The organism is Paenarthrobacter sp. E2MeOHC11, from assembly GCF_058744955.1.
Genome location: NZ_CP196673.1, coordinates 3,051,531 through 3,069,679, shown reverse-complemented (window position 1 = coordinate 3,069,679; position 18,149 = coordinate 3,051,531). Strand labels below are relative to the sequence as shown.

General features: G+C 62.4%; 18 protein-coding genes. 9 read left to right on the top strand and 9 right to left on the bottom strand.

Features of this window, described 5'->3' with window-relative positions; all coding sequences use genetic code 11:
• Positions 1-4: 4 nt before the first annotated feature.
• Positions 5-883 (bottom strand): MurR/RpiR family transcriptional regulator, encoded by an 879-nt coding sequence (locus tag ACSSVG_RS14430; protein ID WP_159705853.1) that lies wholly within the window; start codon positions 881-883, stop codon positions 5-7.
• Positions 884-991: 108 nt separating this feature from the next.
• On the opposite strand from ACSSVG_RS14430, the gene ACSSVG_RS14425 reads away from it, so the two are divergent.
• The 3 genes from ACSSVG_RS14425 to ACSSVG_RS14415 are packed head-to-tail and all read left to right on the top strand — an operon-like array spanning position 992 to position 4,113.
• Positions 992-2,380 carry an MFS transporter gene (locus ACSSVG_RS14425; RefSeq protein ID WP_492415311.1) on the top strand — a complete coding sequence of 463 codons (1,389 nt, stop codon included), beginning with the start codon at positions 992-994 and terminating at the stop codon, positions 2,378-2,380.
• 5 nt (positions 2,381-2,385) lie between these two features.
• On the top strand, positions 2,386-2,880 hold the full coding sequence (locus ACSSVG_RS14420) for a GAF domain-containing protein (RefSeq protein ID WP_492415310.1): 495 nt from the start codon (positions 2,386-2,388) through the stop codon (positions 2,878-2,880).
• Entirely contained in the window at positions 2,881-4,113 is a 1,233-nt protein-coding gene (locus ACSSVG_RS14415) for a metal-dependent hydrolase family protein (protein WP_253464412.1), read from the top strand.
• An 83-nt stretch (positions 4,114-4,196) separates the two neighbouring features.
• Here the strand turns inward: ACSSVG_RS14415 and ACSSVG_RS14410 are convergent, their stop codons facing one another.
• Positions 4,197-6,230 (bottom strand): rhamnogalacturonan lyase, encoded by a 2,034-nt coding sequence (locus tag ACSSVG_RS14410; RefSeq protein ID WP_492415309.1) that lies wholly within the window; start codon positions 6,228-6,230, stop codon positions 4,197-4,199.
• 587 nt (positions 6,231-6,817) lie between these two features.
• On the opposite strand from ACSSVG_RS14410, the gene ACSSVG_RS14405 reads away from it, so the two are divergent.
• The 3 genes from ACSSVG_RS14405 (at position 6,818) to ACSSVG_RS14395 (ending at position 8,543) form a co-directional block, all read left to right on the top strand.
• Positions 6,818-6,988, top strand: coding sequence for a hypothetical protein (locus tag ACSSVG_RS14405; protein WP_018778796.1), 171 nt, complete (start codon positions 6,818-6,820; stop codon positions 6,986-6,988).
• A gap of 242 nt (positions 6,989-7,230) precedes the next feature.
• Positions 7,231-8,361 (top strand): glycosyltransferase family 2 protein, encoded by a 1,131-nt coding sequence (locus tag ACSSVG_RS14400; RefSeq protein ID WP_492415308.1) that lies wholly within the window; start codon positions 7,231-7,233, stop codon positions 8,359-8,361.
• Positions 8,362-8,366: 5 nt separating this feature from the next.
• Positions 8,367-8,543: a hypothetical protein gene (locus tag ACSSVG_RS14395; protein WP_200846855.1), complete on the top strand. Its 177-nt coding sequence runs from the start codon at positions 8,367-8,369 to the stop codon at positions 8,541-8,543.
• Between the two features lie 73 nt (positions 8,544-8,616).
• Here ACSSVG_RS14395 and ACSSVG_RS14390 read toward each other — a convergent pair whose 3' ends face one another.
• Positions 8,617-9,906 carry a hypothetical protein gene (locus ACSSVG_RS14390; protein ID WP_492415307.1) on the bottom strand — a complete coding sequence of 430 codons (1,290 nt, stop codon included), beginning with the start codon at positions 9,904-9,906 and terminating at the stop codon, positions 8,617-8,619.
• Between the two features lie 320 nt (positions 9,907-10,226).
• On the opposite strand from ACSSVG_RS14390, the gene ACSSVG_RS14385 reads away from it, so the two are divergent.
• Positions 10,227-10,706 (top strand): NUDIX hydrolase, encoded by a 480-nt coding sequence (locus ACSSVG_RS14385; RefSeq protein ID WP_492419209.1) that lies wholly within the window; start codon positions 10,227-10,229, stop codon positions 10,704-10,706.
• Here ACSSVG_RS14385 and ACSSVG_RS14380 read toward each other — a convergent pair.
• A complete protein-coding gene (locus ACSSVG_RS14380) occupies positions 10,701-11,480 on the bottom strand; it encodes an SDR family NAD(P)-dependent oxidoreductase (protein WP_492415306.1) in 780 nt (259 codons plus the stop codon). The two genes, ACSSVG_RS14385 and ACSSVG_RS14380, sit on opposite strands and share 6 nt — an antisense overlap.
• 82 nt (positions 11,481-11,562) lie before the next feature.
• Between ACSSVG_RS14380 and ACSSVG_RS14375 the strand changes: the two genes are divergently transcribed.
• Positions 11,563-12,162, top strand: a complete 600-nt coding sequence (locus ACSSVG_RS14375) for a TetR family transcriptional regulator (RefSeq protein ID WP_231342969.1) — start codon at positions 11,563-11,565, stop codon at positions 12,160-12,162.
• Here the strand turns inward: ACSSVG_RS14375 and ACSSVG_RS14370 are convergent.
• From ACSSVG_RS14370 to ACSSVG_RS14360, 3 genes are read right to left on the bottom strand one after another with little or no spacing between them, the layout of a single operon-like run.
• Positions 12,159-12,938, bottom strand: a complete 780-nt coding sequence (locus ACSSVG_RS14370; RefSeq protein WP_492415305.1) for an alpha/beta fold hydrolase — start codon at positions 12,936-12,938, stop codon at positions 12,159-12,161. The genes ACSSVG_RS14375 and ACSSVG_RS14370 overlap by 4 nt on opposite strands.
• A 54-nt stretch (positions 12,939-12,992) precedes the next feature.
• On the bottom strand, positions 12,993-13,184 hold the full coding sequence (locus ACSSVG_RS14365) for a helix-turn-helix transcriptional regulator (RefSeq protein ID WP_159705893.1): 192 nt from the start codon (positions 13,182-13,184) through the stop codon (positions 12,993-12,995).
• Positions 13,181-13,618 (bottom strand): hypothetical protein, encoded by a 438-nt coding sequence (locus ACSSVG_RS14360; RefSeq protein ID WP_492415304.1) that lies wholly within the window; start codon positions 13,616-13,618, stop codon positions 13,181-13,183. Before ACSSVG_RS14360 ends, ACSSVG_RS14365 begins: the two co-directional genes overlap by 4 nt.
• Before the next feature lie 64 nt (positions 13,619-13,682).
• On the opposite strand from ACSSVG_RS14360, the gene ACSSVG_RS14355 reads away from it, so the two are divergent.
• Positions 13,683-14,255: an MOSC domain-containing protein gene (locus tag ACSSVG_RS14355; protein ID WP_492415303.1), complete on the top strand. Its 573-nt coding sequence runs from the start codon at positions 13,683-13,685 to the stop codon at positions 14,253-14,255.
• 98 nt (positions 14,256-14,353) lie between these two features.
• On the opposite strand, the gene ACSSVG_RS14350 is transcribed toward ACSSVG_RS14355, so the two are convergent.
• Both ACSSVG_RS14350 and ACSSVG_RS14345 read right to left on the bottom strand, forming a co-directional pair.
• Positions 14,354-16,324, bottom strand: coding sequence for an ABC transporter ATP-binding protein (locus tag ACSSVG_RS14350; protein ID WP_492415302.1), 1,971 nt, complete (start codon positions 16,322-16,324; stop codon positions 14,354-14,356).
• Entirely contained in the window at positions 16,321-18,054 is a 1,734-nt protein-coding gene (locus ACSSVG_RS14345; RefSeq protein ID WP_492415301.1) for an ABC transporter ATP-binding protein, read from the bottom strand. Before ACSSVG_RS14345 ends, ACSSVG_RS14350 begins: the two co-directional genes overlap by 4 nt.
• Positions 18,055-18,149: the final 95 nt, after the last annotated feature.

The following is an 18,149-nucleotide window of genomic DNA, read 5'->3' as shown; positions in this document are numbered from 1 at the left end:
GGACCTAGGAACTGCTTCGCGGATGCATGATCCGCATCTGGTCCCAGGTCCGCTCCGAGGCGGCGATGTTCTGGTTGGAACGCTCTCGGTCCAGGGAGGCAAGCTCGACGGCGATCGCCTGGACCGCGGACACCGCACCTGTCAGGGACGGGAAGAAGCCGGCGCCTTCAGTGGGCACCACAATCCTGTGATCAGCATGCACCGCGACGGGCGATCCCGCACTGTCGGTGATCGAAACGATGGGCGTGCCCAGGTTGTGCGCGATCTCGACGGCCCGCATGGTGCTGTCGTAGACCCGCCAGAGGCTGATGGCGATGACCAGGTCTTCTGCACCAAGCCGTGCAATGGCGTTGGTGAGGGCGGCGACGTCGGCGTCGAGGAGCCGGACGTTGTAACCGGCGATGATCGCGTTGTGCTCCAGAGCTTTGCCCGGGATCGCGTAACTACCCGCGGCAACGATGTAAGTCTGCCGTGCGCCTGCGATCGCCTCCGCAATATTATGAAGAGTGTGGGCGTCCAAAGTGCGCTCGAAATGCGCCAGGTTCGCCCGGTCGGTGGACACCGCCGCCTGTGCAGGACTACTGATGTGGCCGTTGTGTTCGGCCGCAACCTCCACTGCGCTCAGCGACGCAAGAAACCGTGAACGCAGCTCAAATTGGAAGTCTGCCCACCCCTTGAAGCCCAGTGTTTGCGCGGTTCTGGTCACGGTCGAGGCGTTCGAGGCGGCCACTGCGGCGATGTCGCTGACCGAGCCGTAGGAGGCAAGGCGGGGCTGGGATCGGAGGATGCCGATCACTTGCATTTGGCGTGCCGCGAGCTTCCGTCCCTGGACACGACTATCCAGCCACTCGGTCAACGTTGACGAGTCGAAATCTTCTTCCACCTATTGACCTACCTCACACTTTGGCCGTAACTTCGATACATCGCTTCTGCACAGATCCGTGCATATTCCTAAAAATGTACAACTTGGCCCACTTTGGCAGGAATCACCATGTCACTCACAGCACGCCTTGATCGTCTGGCTCTCAGTCGACCACACTACAAGCTTCTCCTCATAGGAGGCCTCGGCTACTCCTTCGACGGCATGGACGGTGCCGTGGTGGCCTTCCTCCTCCCCCGTATCCAGGAACTATGGGGCCTCAGCACCGCCAGCCTCGGACTGGTGGGCTCAGCAGCCCCGTTCGGCTTCTTCTTCGGCGCGATCCTTGCCGGTTGGATGGGCGATCGCTTTGGCCGCAAGAAGGTCATGCTGTGGGCTCTGGCCTTCTACTGCCTCATGTCGGTAGTTGCTGCCATGGCCCCCAACTTCGAAATCTTCCTGATTGCACGGATCTTTGCAGGATTGGGCGCAGGCGCAGAAAGCGTGATCATCGCCCCGTTCCTGTCGGAGTTCATTCCCCCGAAGCGCCGCGGCTGGTTCATTGGAACCTTGGCCGGATTCTTCTCCTTTGGCTTCGTGGCTGCGGCACTGATCGGCCGATTCGTTGTTCCCCTCGGCGAGGACGGCTGGCGCTGGGCGCAGGTCATCACCGCCGTTCCCATCCTTCTCCTGCTCTGGTGGCGTCGCAGCCTGCCCGAGTCCCCACGCTTCCTCATCAGCCGGGGCCGCATCGCAGAGGCAACCGAAGTGGTGGACCGGTTTGAGCAGAGTGTAGTGAAAGCCACGGGCAAACCACTCCCGGCCCTGCCACCCGCAGAGGAAGAGATCACCAAGCACGAACAAAAGATCAGCATCTGGAACGCCCTGAAGTTCATGTGGTCCAAGGCCATGCGTCGCCGGACCGCCGTGATCTGGCTGATCTGGTTCGTGATTACGTTCTCCTACTACGGCTTCTTCTCCTGGATTCCAACGCTCCTTGTAGGACGCGGCATCACCATCACCAAGAGCTTCGAGTTCTCCATCCTCATTTACCTGGCACAGATCCCCGGCTACTTCTCCGCCGCCTGGTTGTGTGACCGGATTGACCGCAAGAACACCATCGCCCTTTACTTGGCGGGATCGGCCATCAGCGCTTTCTGGCTGAGCCAGTCCAACGATTCCGGCATGATCCTGCTGGCCGCCGCAACGTTGTCCTTCTTCCTCAACGGCACCTACGCCGGCGTCTACGCCTACACTCCGGAACTCTTCCCCACATGGATGCGTGCCACCGGTGTTGGCCTGGCCAGCGCAGTGGGTCGCATCGGCAGCATCCTTGCACCGTCCATCATCGGCATCTTCGCCGCCTCCCTCGGCTTCGGTGGCGTGTTCACCATGACCACCGTGGTGCTGACCATCGGCGTCCTGGGCGTGGTCATCTTCGGCGCCTCCACCGCTGGCAAGTCGTTGGAGAACATCAACGCCCGCGCCGAGCATGACCCGGCAGCGGCAGAAAGCAAGTAAGAGTGATGAATACAGACGCAGTTTTCCAGCAGACCTTCGAGGCCATGCAGCAGGAACCAGGAGTCATTCTGTTTACTGCACTGCAGTGGATCCCGCAGCGTTCCAGTCTCAAACGCCTCTTCACCAGCCACCCGGACGAGTATCCGGTGGGGGCCGAGAAGACAGTGGAGATCTCACCCGGCTGGCTGGGGACGGTCATCGAGGACAAGAGGCCCTTCCTGGCCGCGGACCTGACAGCACTCCGGGACGTTTTCACAGATTCAGAACTCATCCAGCAACTGGGTTGCGGCGCCGTCATCAACGTGCCGGTCCTCGACCGGGAGCACAACGTGGTGGGCGTCTTGGCGCTCCTTGATGCAGAAGGCAAGTACACGCAGCAAAGTGTGGGAATCGCCGTCGACGTCGTCAGCTCCAACGTGGCCCACCTTGTTCAGGCCTTTGAAGCCCACCCCACCGAAGTCCCTGAAGGCACCGAAGAACCAGCGAAGGACAACGTTTAAATGAGCACCGCCCCAGAAAGCACTCCCCTGGTCATCCGCAACGCCAGCGTCCTGGACGTTGAAGCGGGCACCTACTCAACTGCCGACGTCGTCAGTGTTGACGGGAAGATCAGCAGCGTCGGGCTGAATGCCGAAGCGCCTTCCGGCGCGCGGGTCATCGACGGCACTGGCAAGTTTGTCATTCCCGGCTTGATTGATGCCCACGTCCATGTGGTTGCCTCGAGCGCTGACTTCCGGTCGCTGACCTACACGCCGGCGTCGTATGTCTACGCGCAGACTGCCCGCATCATGGGAGAAATGCTGCGCCGCGGCTTCACCACCGTGCGCGACCTGTCCGGCGCCGACTTCGGGTTGGCCATGGCACAAGAGGAAGGACTGCTGGAGGGACCGAAGATACACTTCTGCGGCCATGCCCTCAGCCAGACCGGCGGTCACGGAGACATGCGCCTCCCGGGCGAAGACCACGATCCCAACGGCCGTGGGTGCTGCGGCATCGGCCGCGTAGCCGACGGCGTTGACGCTGTCCGCGCCGCCGCCCGCGACGAGATCCGCAAGGGTGCCCACCACATCAAGATCATGGCCTCCGGCGGCGTATCCTCCCCCACGGACCGCATCGACTCCACCCAGTACTCCATGGAGGAGATGCGCGCAGCGGTGGAAGAAGCCGAGGCGGCAAACCGCTACGTTGCCGCCCACGCCTACACCGCCAGGGCCATCAACCGTGCCTTGGAAGCCGGCGTCCGCTCGATTGAACACGGCAACCTCCTGGACGACCAGAGCCTGAAGCTGTTCCTCGAAAAGGACGCGTTCCTGGTCCCCACGCTTGTCACGTACTGGGCGCTGAAGGAAGAGGGCAAGGAATTCGGGCTCACGGAGGAAATGTGGGCCAAGGTGGATTCCGTCCTCACCAGCGGCCTCGAAGCGATCTCGCGTGCCCACGAAGCCGGCGTCAAAATGGCCTTCGGCTCGGACCTCCTGGGTGGCATGCACCGCCACCAGAACGAGCAGTTCAGGCTGCTCGGCAAGGTCCAGCCCGCGATTGACGCCATCCGCTCCGCAACCACGACGGCGGCCCTGCTGCTTGAGCGCGAAGGCGAACTGGGTGTGATCGCAGCTGGGGCAGACGCTGACATGCTGGTGCTCGGAGCCGACCCGGTGGCGGATATCTCCGTGCTGGCCGACATTTCCGAACACCTGGAGTTCCTCGTCCAGAATGGCCGGGTTATCGACTGACCCCAGAAAGCAACGCGGGGTCACTTACGGCCCTTAAAAGGCGCCCGAATGGGCCGTAAGTGACCCCGCATTGCTGCTGTGCGCTACTTCTTCGCGCCGGTGTAAACGACGGCGGGAATCGCCGGAGCCTGCATGCCCTCACCGATGAAGAAGCTCGGGTGCGGCGGCTGGTTGTAGGCAACATTCTCCCGGGCAACGGCCGTCCGGTACACGGTGTCGTGCATCAGCGTCCGCAGCCGCACCTCCGTGGGAGCCGTGGTGGTGTAGATCCGCAATTCGGTGCTGTCCGTGGACGGCCAGGCGATCTCTTCGCGCCAGTCACCCAGGATGTCGGCCTGAATGGAAGGGTTGCCCTTGGTGGTGTTGTTGCTGCGGGCACCTTCAGCGGTCAGGAGCCGGTCGCTGGTTTCCGTTTCCCAATTCCACTTGGAGATGGTGGGTACGCCGCGGGACACTGTGGCGTCGTAGTCGTGGTCCACGATTTCGCGGAGCAGGTCGCCATCCCACCAGGCCAGGAAGTTGGCGGCTGGGATCTTCTCCGCGATCAACTCACCGTTGGCGGACATGAGCTGGCCAACGGGTGAATCCCACGCCGCAGAACCGCCGATGGCCCACCCTTCAGCTCCCGCGTACCGCGGATCAATATCGCCTGCCGCGCCTCGGCCGGTGTCCTTGATGGCAGGGATGCTCCACAGCACTTCACCGGTGGCGGCATCACGGAACGTTGCCCCGCGATTACCGCTCTGGCTCATGCTTTCGTGGACGGCGAACGTTTCCAGTCCGGGCCGTGACGGGTCGAGGTCTCCGGTGTGGATGGCATCGCCGTGGCCGAGCTTGGTGTTGTACAGCGGCTGGCCGTTGTCATCGATGGTCATGGAGCCGAAGACGAACTCGTCCTTGCCGTCCTGGTCAACGTCAGCGACGGACAAGTTGTGGTTCCCTTGCCCCTTGTACTCATCCCCGGCGAGGTTGGAATCGAAGCTCCAGCGCTTCACGAGCTTGCCATTGACGAGGTCGTACGTGACCAGCACCGTGCGGGTGTAGTAACCGCGGCTGAACATCATGGAGGGGTGTTCGCCGTCCAGGTAGGCCACGCCGGCCAGGAAACGATCCACGCGGTTACCGTAGTTATCGCCCCAACTGGCCACTGTTCCGCGCTCGGGCTCATACGCGACCGTGTCCATGATGGTTCCGGTGTCGCCCTTGAAGACGGTAAGGAATTCAGGGCCGGCCAGGACATAACCCGCCGAGTTGCGGAAGTCGGCGTCGGCGTTTCCAATCACGGTACCTGCCGCGTCCCGGGTGCCATCAGCTGTCTTGAGGGACACCTCGGCCTTGCCGTCGCCGTCGAAGTCGTAGGCCAGTACCTGCGTGTAATGCGCGCCGGCCCGGATGTTTCGTCCCAGGTCGATGCGCCACAGCTTGGTGCCGTCCAACTTGTAGGCATCCACGTAGACGTTGCCCGTATAACCGGACTGGGAGTTGTCCTTGGCGTTGGACGGCGACCATGTCTGGATGACCTCGTACTTGCCGTCGCCGTCGAGGTCCGCCACCGTGGCGTCGTTGGCGGAGTAGGAGTAGGCCTTGCCGTCCGGCGTGACGTCATCGGCAGGCTTGTCCAGCTTGATGGCCAGATAGTTCTGGGTCAGCGGCTTCACGGCTTCGGTCAGCTTGTCCTGTCCCTGTCCGTTGCCAAAAGTCTTGATGACATAGCTCGACTCCGCAGTGCCATTGGGGTCCACGAACATGGTGGAGTTGCGCAGGGGCTCCGGGGTGATGTTGACGCCGTCGCGCAGGACCTGGAAGCCGATACTGTCCTTGTCCAGGCCCAGCATGCGCCAGCTCACCGTGACACCGTGATCGGTCAGAACGGCAACCGGAGCGCGGTCAAGGTTTTCCACCTGGCGTTTCAGCGCGGCTGGATCTTTTGCGGCAGGCACGACGCCGGGAAGGTTGGCTTGCGCTGCCTGCGGGACCTGGACAGGGGCTGCTTGCGCGAGCGGGACACCGGTCAGCGCCATGGCGGCGGCGGCGAATGAAGCAGATGCTGCGAGGGGAACCGCCTTCCACGAACGAGCGCGGGAGTTGCGGTAGGAACATTTCGAGGGGTGAGTCAAAGAACATCTCCTTTGATGCTGGGCGGCAGTGGGTCTGCCCGCCCCGGATTGGAACGTTTCACTCATGCGCCGCATTGCCAACCAAGATTGATGGGCGATGGTGGGGTGGGTGAGAAAACGCTTTCCGCCAACAAGATTTACCAGCGGTTCCACAGCATCGTCAAGGGTTTGACGGGAAATGACTGGGAGATTTCGGTGCTATTTGTTCGCAGTTGTCCGTCTCTTCACCACCGGCTTTGGCCTCGCCTGAACGCGAAAACAACCACATCGGGCCACTTTCCGGGGAGTGGGCCTTCAAAGCAGGTGGGGACGGTGCGCCGAAGGTGCAGTTGGTGGCTTACACGCTGGACTTGCCGGGTTGGACCGTTGGAGGAAACTGAGCGTGCGCTCCGGTTACACAGAGTAATCAGCAACGTGTAATCGGTCACACTTGGCCGGATTCGCTTGTCAACCGTGGTGGGCACCATGAACCATGAATGAGGGAATTCGTTTCCCATACAAGCTGAATCAGCAATCCTCACCGACGAGGATGCGGCCCCGGGCGAAGAGGCTTGGGGCTGTTAACGGCCTGAGTGAAAGTACTGACAATGACGACACATACTGACTCCATCACGCTGAAAATCTGGGACAAGTCGGCCATCGACCACACCATCGACGCCGCCATCCAATCCCTGTCACACCGGGCAGCTGCAGAAAACTGCGGAATCGCAGTCACCCTCAGCGGTCCCAAAACCTTCACCGTGAGCCTGAGCCGCTAAGCAGCTCACCGCAAACACAAGAGGACGACGCCGGTACTTACCGGCGTCGTCCTCTTGCGTTTAAGGCGCGTCCCCCGTGGCGCTCAAACCGCTCAAGTGGTCCTGAACCCCCGTTCGTGACGCCGTCAAGGAAGTCCTGAGCAAACCTTGAGACTTCCTTGACGGTTTCCCTCCCCTGATCTTGCGTTCGCATTGGAACTCTAAGTGAGTCAACGCTTCAAGGCACGAACGGAGGGATCACAATGCTCACGGAAATCACGGCCGACACAGCCGCAACGGACACTGCTGCTGCGCCACGCGGATCCCACCGTGCGGCCGGTGGCGTGGTCACCGTACTGGTTCCGGCCCACAACGAATCGGCCGGCATCACGGAAACCCTTACCTCGTTGAACAACCAGACCCGCCGTCCGGACCGCATTATCGTCGTGGCGGACAACTGCACCGACGACACCGAGACTCTCGCGCTTGCCCAGGGCGTCGAGGTCATGCGGACCGTCGGCAACAAGGACAAGAAGGCCGGTGCGCTCAACTTCGCCCTCAGCGAGCTGCTTCCCGACGCCGACCCCGAGGATCTGGTCCTGGTTCAGGATGCCGACTCGCAGCTCGCCCTGGACTTCATCGAGAACGCAACGAAGAACCTCCTGACCGACGAACTGCTCGGCGCCGTGGGCGGCGTGTTCAGCGGCGGGCCTGGCGGAGGTTTCGTCGGGCACCTGCAGCGCAACGAATACGCCCGCTACGCCAGGGACGTCAAGCGCCTCCATGGCAAGTGCCTGGTAGTGACCGGAACGGCAGCCCTGTTCCGCGTCAAAACACTCCGAGACGTGGTCGCAGCCCGGCTGGAGGGCACACTTCCTCCCGGCAACGGCAAAGGCGGTGTCTACGACACGTCAGTCCTGACCGAAGACAACGAGCTCTCCTTTGCCCTGTTGACCTTGGGCTACCGCATCGCCTCTCCGTCCAACTGCACGCTGGTTACCGAGGTGATGCCCACATGGCGTGAACTGTGGGCCCAGCGGCTCCGCTGGAAGCGCGGCGCGGTGGAGAACTGCGTGCAGTACGGGTGGACGAAGATCACCAGGCCTTACTGGGGCCGTCAGTTCCTGTCCATGATCGGCGTCATTGTGACCCTGGCCTACTTCGGCTCCATCATCTTCGCCCTGACCACCGGAATGGGACTGAACCTTCACCCGTTCTGGATCGCAGTCACCGGCATCTTCGTCCTGGAGCGCATCGTCACGGTGCGGTTCCGGGGCTGGAGGTACATGCTGCTGGCCGCCACCATGTACGAAACCGTCATCGATATCTTCCTCCAGGCTGTCCATGCAAAGGCCTACCTGGATGCAGCACTCAACCGCAAGAAAGTTTGGTAGCAGTCATGTACAACAACCCAGTAGCTCCCCTCACCGGTGTCACCGCGGCCGGAATGGGCTCAGGCACACTCGCAGCGACCGGAGCCGGAGACCTCTTCTGGTTCGCGCTGGCGGCTTTCGCCATGCTGGCCCTGGGCCTCGCCATCAAGAGGATTGTGCCGGTCCGGGCACAGAAGAACTAACAAGCCCAACATGCCCGCAGTTGTGTCGCTTTTCCCCCAGCGCGACACAACTGCGGGTTTGTTGTATCCGCGCCTACGTCACTGGTGCTGTGCTTGCCGAGGTCTTGGCCACCGTGGTGTAACCAGCCTTGGCCCCCGTGACCCGAACGCTCATGGTGTCCGCCTGATCAGCGCTCACCAGCACGTAGTTCTTAGCCGTCGCCCCGGAGATGGCCACACCGGACCTGTACCACTGGTAGGTCAGGGTGGTTCCGGAGGTCCAGGTGCCAGGGTTGGCGGTCAGCATGGAGCCAACTGTCAACGTCCCGGTGATGGTCGGAACGGGTGCCACCAGGGTGCCAGCTACCACTGTGGCCGTTTGGGCCGATTCCTTAGTGGTTGTTGCGTAGCCGGACTTGGTTCCCGTGACCCGCACTGTCAGTTTTGTGCCTTGGTCTGCAGCCGCGAGAACGCGGGTGGACCCAGTAGCTCCGGAGATCGCCGCCCCGTTCCGGTACCACTGATAAGTCAGTGCAGTTCCCGTGGTCCAGGTTCCCGGGTTTGCTGTCAGCGTTGAACCGACGGCTGCGGTGCCTGACACCGTAGGAGCCGGAGCCACCAGCGGGATGCCCGGAACGAAGGAGAAATCGCGAATAGTGACGGTCTCAGGGGCAACGTGTGCCGCATCCCCGCCACCGCCACCGGTCACCCAGAGGTTGAAGTGAATTTGTTCATTGGCCGGCAGCGGAACGGTGGATCCCGTCAGGACGGTCCTTTTCAGAAGGGTCCCGCTGTAGCCCTCGCCGGCGAACGTCTCGAAGGTCAGCTTGCCTGGCTCCCAGACCATCCTGTGGGTGAGAATCGGGGCGTTCGTGACATCAAACGTGACGGTGTTGTTGCCCTGGCCCGGAGGTTTCGTGGCATCGAACCAGTACCCGTGACCCTGGGTTACCGGCCAGTCTTCACCGTAGGCGGCCCCTCCGCCCCACGCTGATGCTTCACAGAGGTCGATCTCCGTGTACCCCGGCTCCGCAGCGGGGTCGTAGGTGAACAAGCAACCCCACACAACTTCTTTTTGGAGCGCACTGACGTCCTTCTCCACCGTGGTGCTGTACGTGCCGTAGCCGAACCCTTCACGGGTGGACTGGAACTCTGCGCCCTTCGGAGCGGATCCGGTGGGGTTGGAGATGGAGAGTTTGACGTAGCCGTTGGCGTCGGGATTGCTTACGTTGTTGGCATCCCAACTCGCGTTGTACATGGGTGCCCCACCCCAAAAACGCTTCTGCCAGTTGAACCCTTTCCAAGCAAAGCTGCCCACAGGCCCGGGATCCTCGGCCATGGGAGTGGTATCCGCGGCTTGCGCGGAACCAATCCCAGTGAACATCGATAAACCTACCGCCATAACGACGGCCAAACCCATGACTTTTCTTCCCCCATGTGGAAGGAGCCTCACTGACAATGCCATAGCTGTGTCCTCCTGCTGATGCGCCCAGAACGCCTTCGGCAATTGCCGAAGACCGCAGTCACGTTCCACCCCCGAGGAACGTGCAACTCCTCGATTATCAATTAGGCGGGACGCTGCCGGAAGCGAAATGAACCAGCAACATCGGCAATTCAACGTCAATTCGATAACGGCACCGCGGGGCGGAGTAACCTTGACCTGTCCGTCCGACTCACCCGCAGCACCATCACCCGGGGGCTCTCATCGCCATTCGCAGCGCAGGCATACTCCTTTACCGACAGACCTCGGCTGGGCCATTGGAATTGTGGATCGCCCACATGGGTGGGCCCTTCTGGGCTCGGAAGGACCAGCATGCCTGGTCCATACCCAAGGGTGAATTCCCCGAAGATGAGGACCCTTTGGCCGCAGCGAAACGGGAATTTACGGAGGAAATAGGTTCCCCTCCCCCGCCCACAGACTACGAATTGTTGGGCGTTTTTAAGCAGCCTTCCGGCAAACTCATCACCACTTACGCCGCCGAGGCCAGCGACTTTCAGCCGGAGCAGATCGTCAGCAACACGTTCCCTATGGAATGGCCCAAAGGTTCAGGCGTCATCAAGGAATTCCCGGAAATTGACGACGCCCGTTGGTTTGAAGTGACCGAGGCCCGGACCAAGCTCGTCAAAGGGCAACTGCCCATAGTGGACGCGCTGATCCGGCACCTTGGCGGGCAATCCCTATAGAGCCGACCAGCCGCCGTCGGACGCCAGAATGGCGCCGTTGACATTTGTGCCGTCCTCACTGAGCAAGAACGTGATGGACGCGGCCAGCTGTGCTGCGGTGGCAGGAGTCGGAACAGTCGCCTGCATCAAGGGGCCCAGCCGTTCGGCAGCGAGCTGCGATCCCCAATTGGCCACAATGTTGGTGATGGTGGGGCCGGGGGCCACGGCGTTGAACCGCAGACCCTTGGGTCCGTACATCACAGCGGAGTTCTTGGTGAGGCCAACCACGGCGTGCTTGGACGCTGTATAGGCGGCACCGGCAGCAGAACCACGCAGGCCTGCCTCGGACGCAACGTTCACCACAGATCCGGTTCCGGCTTCCAGCATGAGCGGCACCACTGCGCGGGTCAGGCGCATGAGGGAGGTGACATTGATGCGGAATACACGTTCCCAGAGCTCGTCATCCACCTCATGGATGGGGGCGAAGTTGTCCATGATGCCGGCAACGTTGGCCAGGGCGTCCACTCGTCCGGCTGCGGCAGCCAGGACAGCGGCTACGGTTTCCTCAGTGGAGATATCACCCGCCACGGGCACCAGATCGAGGCCACTGTTCTGCTCCACCAAGGCGTCCAGACGTTCCTTGCTGATATCGGCCGCGACGACCCTGCCACCTTCCTTGGCGATGCGTAGGGCAGTAGCTTGGCCGATGCCCGAAGCCGCGCCCGTGACGATGATGGTCTTGCCGGCAAAACGGCCAGAGGTGGTGGCCTCCTGCCATGAAGCGTCGTTGCCCATGATGTCCTTCCGATGGTTGCTGAGTGGTTCACCCCCACCTTATGACACTCTGTGTCATTATGTAAGAGTGAATACTGGAGGGATGATTTCGGAAGATGCCAAGCCCGCGCGCGCCAGCGGTCGTCCAGCCACCATCGACCCCGACGCTGTGGCGGGACTCGCCTTGGACTTATTCGCCGAGCACGGGTATGAGAACACCTCCATGGAAGACATCGCCCGTGCTGCCGGCATCGGCCGCAAGAGCCTCTACCGCTATTTCGCCAGCAAGGCGGATCTCGTCTGGGGCGGCACCGAACCTGTGATCGAGGCGTCGACGCTCGCCTTCGGCTCGTTCCACAAACACGGAAAGTCCGACGGCGATGTGCTGGCCGGGTTGCGTGAAGCAGCGATCGCCGGAGTCGCCGTGATTCCGGATCTGTCGGTAACCCGCGGGCGCCTCCGCTTGATCGCCGAGCATGCCGAACTGACCAGCCGTAGTTACGAATCTTTGGCGCCACGGCGCGAAAGGGCCTTGGGCTTCCTCATCGAGAACGGCCTTTCCGATTCCGCGGCACGCTACTTGAGTGCCGCATACCTTGCCGCAACCTTCGAGGCGTGGATGCAATGGGCCGCCGGATCAGATCCGGATCCAGTGCCCTATTTGGTGGCTGCGCTTGAGGTGTTGCGGGTTCCTGCGCTTTAGCTGCTCTTTCGGGCGATGAACTGCCGGATCCATTCGATCGTCTCGGGGTGGTCCAGGTGCAGGCCGTGCCCCCCTCCGGGTACGCGGACCAGTACCGAGCGAGGGATGTGTTCACGAAGGACCAGGGCATTGGGCAAGGGAGTGAGTCGGTCGTCCGTACCGTGAAGGATCAGCGTAGGAGCCTTGATGGATCCGAGCTCGCTCCAGGCATCGTGATCACGACTGGCCTTGAAATGTCGTGCTTTGGCCCACGCCGAAGCCTGGGAATTGAAGAACGTGTACGTCGCTTCGGGATTGGCGCGGACCCATGCAGGGTCGAAGAAGAGCTCTTCGAGCCGGGACATGTCGCCGCTGACCAGGGCCGCCAGGGCAGCTTTGTCCGGTTGGACACTGGCGTCCGGCCACCTTCCTCCACTCGTCGCCGCCAGAACCAGGGTCCGGACTTTCTGGGGGTAGTCGATGGCCAACCACTGGCCGATTCGCCCGCCCATCGAGTGGCCGTACACGTGTGCTAAATCCGCATTCGCCGCTTTGAGGACGGCAGCAGCATCTTCGGCAAGGAGTCTGGTGGTGTAGCGCTCGGCGTCGCCCTTCCCACTCCGCCCTATCCCCCGGTGATCGAAGCGGATGACGCGGTAAGAGCGGGACAGTAGTTCCGCCGTCGGGCCCCAACCGTCCATGGCCGTGGCCTGCCCGGCGATCAACAACAGTGGTTCGCCCTCGCCAGCCTCGGTCCAGACGAGTTCGGCGCCGTCCGGGGCTTCCGCAAAGTTCACGGTGCCACATTATCGGGGCGGCGGCCAAAGCGCTGCGGCGTGGGCCACAGTGCATCAATCAGCAGTGAAGATCTCCTCAATGGCGCAGTCGAAGGTCCTTGCGATCAGGAAGGCCAAGGGCAGCGAAGGGTCAAACTTCTCCCGCTCTATGGAGATCACCGTCTGCCGGGAAACACCGAGCGCAGCCGCCAAGTCAGCCTGGGTCCAGTTGCGTCCGGTCCGGCGCTCGGCGAGGTTGTTCTTCACTTCAACGCCCGGTAGCGAATTACCAAGTAACGAACTCCCGCATCCAAGGCACTCAACACAACGAGGCCGAGAAGGACCGGAAGCGCATCAACCGTGAACCGCCCGATGACCAGCACCAGGACAGCAACGATCGTGGCCACCAACACGTCCAGGAAGGCTCCGGCCCCGGCTTGGCGCATCCACTGCAACTCGACACTTTGCTCGCCGTGGGCATCGCGGGCCACGGTGTGGTTGGCCACGAAGACCTTGGCTCCCAGCGACATGGCCGGGTAGACAGTACAGAGAGCGCCAATCCCGGCAGCGAGCCAGAAGTCACGGGGGTTTGATGCACCCACCAGGACGGAAACCGCGGTGGTCAGGATGGCGCCGAGGATGATCGCCAGCACATAGTGGTGGACCGGCGCACGCCTGGATGTAAAGGAAGCTTTACTCATATCTGAAGTAAAGCACCCTTTACATTCCCAAGCAATGGTTGCCTCCGAGGGCTAGCGTTAGGGAATGACCACCGAGTACAAGTACGACGTCGAGGTGCTGCACCTTTTGGTGTCGCCGGCCCATGCTTACTTTGGCCGTGCCCGCGAAGGAGCCGCGGATGTCCCCACCACCGACGCGGAGCAGGCGGAGCTGGTGACCGGCAAAGGGATTGTTGGCGACAGGTTTTTTGGCAAGGCCGCCCACATGGATGCCGCTGTGACGGTTATTGCCATGGAGGCCCTGGAGTCCATCGCGGCGGAACTCGGGGCTGGGCCGTTCGATCCCCTGCTGACCCGACGGAACGTGGTGGTGCGGGGAGTCGAGCTGGCTCCCCTGCTTGGCCATGAATTCGCGCTGGAATCCGGCGGGGACGTGGTGCGATTGAAGGCAGGACGACCTGCCCACCCCTGCGCCTGGATGGACGAAATGCTGGCTCCGGGTGCCCATAAGGCGATGCGCGGGCGCGGGGGTGTGCGCTGCCAAGTGGTTTCGGGAGGCCTGCTTCATCGCGGCCCGGCGGTGCTGGTCAGCCCAGTCCCTCTTGACCCAAGCAAGGCCGGTGAAGCGAAGGTGCTCCGGCCATCGCGGTTGCCGTAGTTTCCCTCAAAGGAAAAGCCCTGCAACCCACCCAGGTTGCAGACCGGCCTTCCTCACTCCAATCAAGGTCAGGAAGCCACGCCCCCCGGCGTCAGAGCTCAAACCTCTTCAGCCGCCGGCGCCGCGAATTGGGCCTCGTACAACCGGGAGTACGCCCCACCCTCGGCCAGCAGTTCCGAGTGGGTTCCCTGCTCCACGATCTGCCCGGCTTCCATCACCAGGATGAGGTCGGCGTCGCGGATGGTGGAGAGCCGGTGCGCAATCACAAAGCTGGTCCGGTCCGAGCGCAGGGCATTCATGGCTTTCTGCACCAACACTTCGGTCCGGGTGTCCACGGAACTGGTGGCCTCGTCCAGGATCAGTACCGACGGCCGGGACAGGAAGGCCCGGGCAATGGTGAGCAGCTGCTTTTCACCTGCGGAAACATTGCCGCCCTCGTCGTCGAGCAAGGTGTCATAGCCCTCCGGCAGCGACTTCACGAAACGGTCCACGTACGTAGCCTGTGCGGCCTCCATGATCTCCGCCTCTGAAGCCAAAGGCCGCCCGTAAGCGATGTTGTCGCGGATCGTCCCGCCGAACAGCCACGTGTCCTGCAGGACCATCCCCATCCGTGAGCGCAGTTCCTGCCGCGAGAGCGAGGCGATGTCTACGCCGTCGAGTGTTATCCGCCCTGAGTCCAAGTCGTAGAAGCGCATCATCAGGTTCACCAGGGTGGTCTTGCCCGCACCTGTGGGCCCAACAATGGCGATGCTCTGCCCCGGTTCGGCCACCAAACTGAGGTCCGTGATGAGCGGTTTGTCCGGCGAGTAGCGGAAGGACACGTTCTCGAAAACGAGCCGCCCGCGGCCCACACCCGAACCGGAAGGAGCGGGTTCAGCCGACTCTTCCTCCTCATCCAGTAGATCGAACACCCGCTCCGCCGAGGCAACTCCGGACTGCAGCATGTTCGCCATTGACCCGAGTTGGGCCAGCGGCATGGTGAACTGCCTCGAGTACTGGATGAAGGCCTGGACGTCGCCCAGCTGCATGGAGCCTGAGGCCACCTGCAGGCCACCCACCACGGCGATCCCTACATAAACCAGGTTTCCGATGAACGTCATGGCCGGCATGATCAGCCCGCTCACGAACTGCGCCCCGAAGCTGGCCTGGTACAGCTCGCCGTTCTTCGCCCGGAACTTCTCCTGGACCTCGTTCTGCCGTCCGAACACTTTCACCAGGGCGTGCCCGGTGTAGGTTTCCTCGATCTGGCCGTTGAGTTCGCCGGTGTTCTTCCACTGCGCCACGAACAGTTTCTGCGAGCGTTTGGCGATGAACAGGGTGGTACCAAGGGTCAGCGGAATGGTCACCAGTGCGATCAGCGCCAGCAGTGGCGAGAGCAGGAACATCATCACCAGCACCCCCACCACCGTCAGAAGTGAAGACACCACCTGGCTGATGGATTGCTGGAGGCTTTGCGAGATGTTGTCTACATCGTTGGTCACCCGGCTCAGCAGCTCACCGCGCTGGATGGAGTCGAAATAGCGCAGGGGCAGCCGGTGGATTTTCGCTTCGATCCGCTCGCGGAGGCGGTAGACGGTCCGCTGCACGACGCCGTTGAGCACGTACGCCTGCATCCAACCGAACGCTGAGGCCAGGACATAAAGCGCCAGCGCCCACAGCAGCACCGAGGCCAACGCACCAAAGTCGATTCCGACGCCGGGAGTCAGGGTCATGGCGCCCAGCATGTCCGCTTTGCTGTCATCACCGGAGGCGCGCAGCCCTGCGATGACGTCGGCTTTGGAGACCCCCGCGGGCAGCTGTTTGGACACGACGCCGGCGAAGATCAGGTTGGTGCCTTCCCCCAACAAGCGTGGGCCAATCACGGACAATGCCACGCTGACCACGGCGAACACCAGCACCAAGGTAAGCCAGAACCGCTCCGGACGAAGCGTTCCCAGCAAACGCCGGGCAGAGGGACCAAAGTTGGACGCCTTCTCCGCCGGAATATTCATCCCGGCGAACGGTCCTCCGCGGCCTGGTCCCATCGCTGGCCGCTGGGGACCGCGCGGGCCGGCTGATACGGCGCTCATGCGGCCTCCTCCGCAGCGAGCTGGGAGGACACGATTTCCCGATACGTCCCGGACGTCTCCAACAACTCCTCATGCGTTCCGCGCCCAACGATCCTGCCGTCGTCGAGCACTAAGATCTGGTCCGCGTCGGCGATGCTTGAGACCCGCTGGGCGACGATGACCAGGGTGGCTCCGTTGGTATGGCGTTTGAGGGCTTGCCGGAGCCTGGCGTCGGTGGCGGTGTCCAAGGAGGAGAAGGAGTCGTCAAAGATGTAGAGCTCCGGCTGCTTCACCAAGGCGCGGGCAATTGCGAGCCGCTGCCGCTGCCCGCCGGAAACGTTGGTGCCACCTTGCGAGATTGAGGCGTCCAGGCCGCCTTCCATTTCCTCAACAAAGTCCCGGGCCTGGGCCACGGAAAGTGCCTGCCAGAGTTCGTCGTCGGTGGCGTCGGGTTTGCCGTACTGGAGATTACTGCGGACCGTACCCGAGAACAGGTAGGGCCGCTGCGGCACCAGCCCGATATGTCCCCACAAGAGGTCCGGATGGAGTTCGCGGACGTCCACGCCGTCCATCCGGACGGATCCGCTGGTGGCGTCGAAGAGACGTGGCATGAGGTTCACCAAAGTGGTCTTGCCGGCCCCCGTGCTGCCGATGATCGCCGTGGTCCGGCCAGCGATGGCCGTGAAGGAAACCCCGCTCAACACTGGCTGTTCGGCACCCGGGTAGGCGAATCCAACGTCGCGCATTTCCAGTTCGCCGCGGCGAATACCGCCGGTGACAGGGTTCGACGGCGGCTGGACACTTGAGTCGGTCTCCAGCACCTCGCCGATCCGGTCGGCAGAAACGGACGCACGAGGGATCATCACGGCCATGAACGTTGCCATCATGACCGACATGAGGATCTGCATGAGGTAGCTCAGGAAAGCGATCAGGGTTCCCACCTGCATGGAGCCGTCCTCGATCCGGAACGAACCGAACCAGATCACCGCCACGCTGGACACGTTCATCACCAACATGACCACAGGGAACATGAGCGCCATCAAACGTCCGGCCCGCAGCGCAACGTCCGTGACGTCGTCGTTCGCTTTCGCGAACCGGGCGGCCTCCACGTCCTCCCGGACGAAGGCACGTACCACGCGGATGCCGGTGAGCTGCTCGCGAAGGACCCGGTTCACGGCGTCGATCCGGACCTGCATCTTGCGGAACAGCGGCACCATCCGGGTCACAATCAACCCAACAGCCACCAACAGCACCGGCACGCACACCGCGATCAGCCAGGACAATTGGGCGTCCTGCCGCACGGCCATGATCACACCGCCGATACTCAGCATGGGAGCCGCCACCATCAGCGTGCAAGACATGAGGACCAGCTGCTGCACCTGCTGGACATCGTTGGTGGAGCGCGTGATCAGTGATGGCGCTCCAAACCTGGTGACCTCCTGCTCCGAGAACTCCCCCACCCGGCTGAAGATCGCGTCACGGAGATCCCGGCCCATCCCCATTGCGGCCTTCGCACCGAAATAGACCGCAACCACAGCGCACGCGATCTGCAGGAGGGTGATCAGCAGCATGAGGCCGCCCATGCGCAGGATGTAGTCCGTGTCCCCGGTGGCCACGCCGTGATCAATGATGTCGGCGTTCAGCGTCGGCAGGTACAGCGACGCGATGGATTGCGCCAGCTGGAAGACGACGACGGCGATCAACAGCCGCTGATGCGGCCGCAGGAAACGAACAAGTACCTTCCACAGCATGCGGACTCCGAGCCAAAGCGTTGTGAACCGAAGGCCAGTTTACGTCTGGTTGCTGCGGGCAACTAGAGGGAGATGAGGGGTAATGCCAGCGACTC

What these genes read in the sequence shown, in the direction of transcription:
- ACSSVG_RS14425 (WP_492415311.1), top strand. Translation starts at nt 992, where the DNA reads ATGTCACTCACAGCACGCCTTGATCGTCTGGCTCTCAGTCGACCACAC.
- ACSSVG_RS14420 (WP_492415310.1), top strand. Translation starts at nt 2,386, where the DNA reads ATGAATACAGACGCAGTTTTCCAGCAGACCTTCGAGGCCATGCAGCAG.
- ACSSVG_RS14415 (WP_253464412.1), top strand. Translation starts at nt 2,881, where the DNA reads ATGAGCACCGCCCCAGAAAGCACTCCCCTGGTCATCCGCAACGCCAGC.
- ACSSVG_RS14405 (WP_018778796.1), top strand. Translation starts at nt 6,818, where the DNA reads ATGACGACACATACTGACTCCATCACGCTGAAAATCTGGGACAAGTCG.
- ACSSVG_RS14400 (WP_492415308.1), top strand. Translation starts at nt 7,231, where the DNA reads ATGCTCACGGAAATCACGGCCGACACAGCCGCAACGGACACTGCTGCT.
- ACSSVG_RS14395 (WP_200846855.1), top strand. Translation starts at nt 8,367, where the DNA reads ATGTACAACAACCCAGTAGCTCCCCTCACCGGTGTCACCGCGGCCGGA.
- ACSSVG_RS14390 (WP_492415307.1), bottom strand. Translation starts at nt 9,906, where the DNA reads ATGTTCACTGGGATTGGTTCCGCGCAAGCCGCGGATACCACTCCCATG.
- ACSSVG_RS14380 (WP_492415306.1), bottom strand. Translation starts at nt 11,480, where the DNA reads ATGGGCAACGACGCTTCATGGCAGGAGGCCACCACCTCTGGCCGTTTT.
- ACSSVG_RS14375 (WP_231342969.1), top strand. Translation starts at nt 11,563, where the DNA reads ATGATTTCGGAAGATGCCAAGCCCGCGCGCGCCAGCGGTCGTCCAGCC.
- ACSSVG_RS14360 (WP_492415304.1), bottom strand. Translation starts at nt 13,618, where the DNA reads ATGAGTAAAGCTTCCTTTACATCCAGGCGTGCGCCGGTCCACCACTAT.
- ACSSVG_RS14355 (WP_492415303.1), top strand. Translation starts at nt 13,683, where the DNA reads ATGACCACCGAGTACAAGTACGACGTCGAGGTGCTGCACCTTTTGGTG.
- ACSSVG_RS14350 (WP_492415302.1), bottom strand. Translation starts at nt 16,324, where the DNA reads ATGAGCGCCGTATCAGCCGGCCCGCGCGGTCCCCAGCGGCCAGCGATG.
- ACSSVG_RS14345 (WP_492415301.1), bottom strand. Translation starts at nt 18,054, where the DNA reads ATGCTGTGGAAGGTACTTGTTCGTTTCCTGCGGCCGCATCAGCGGCTG.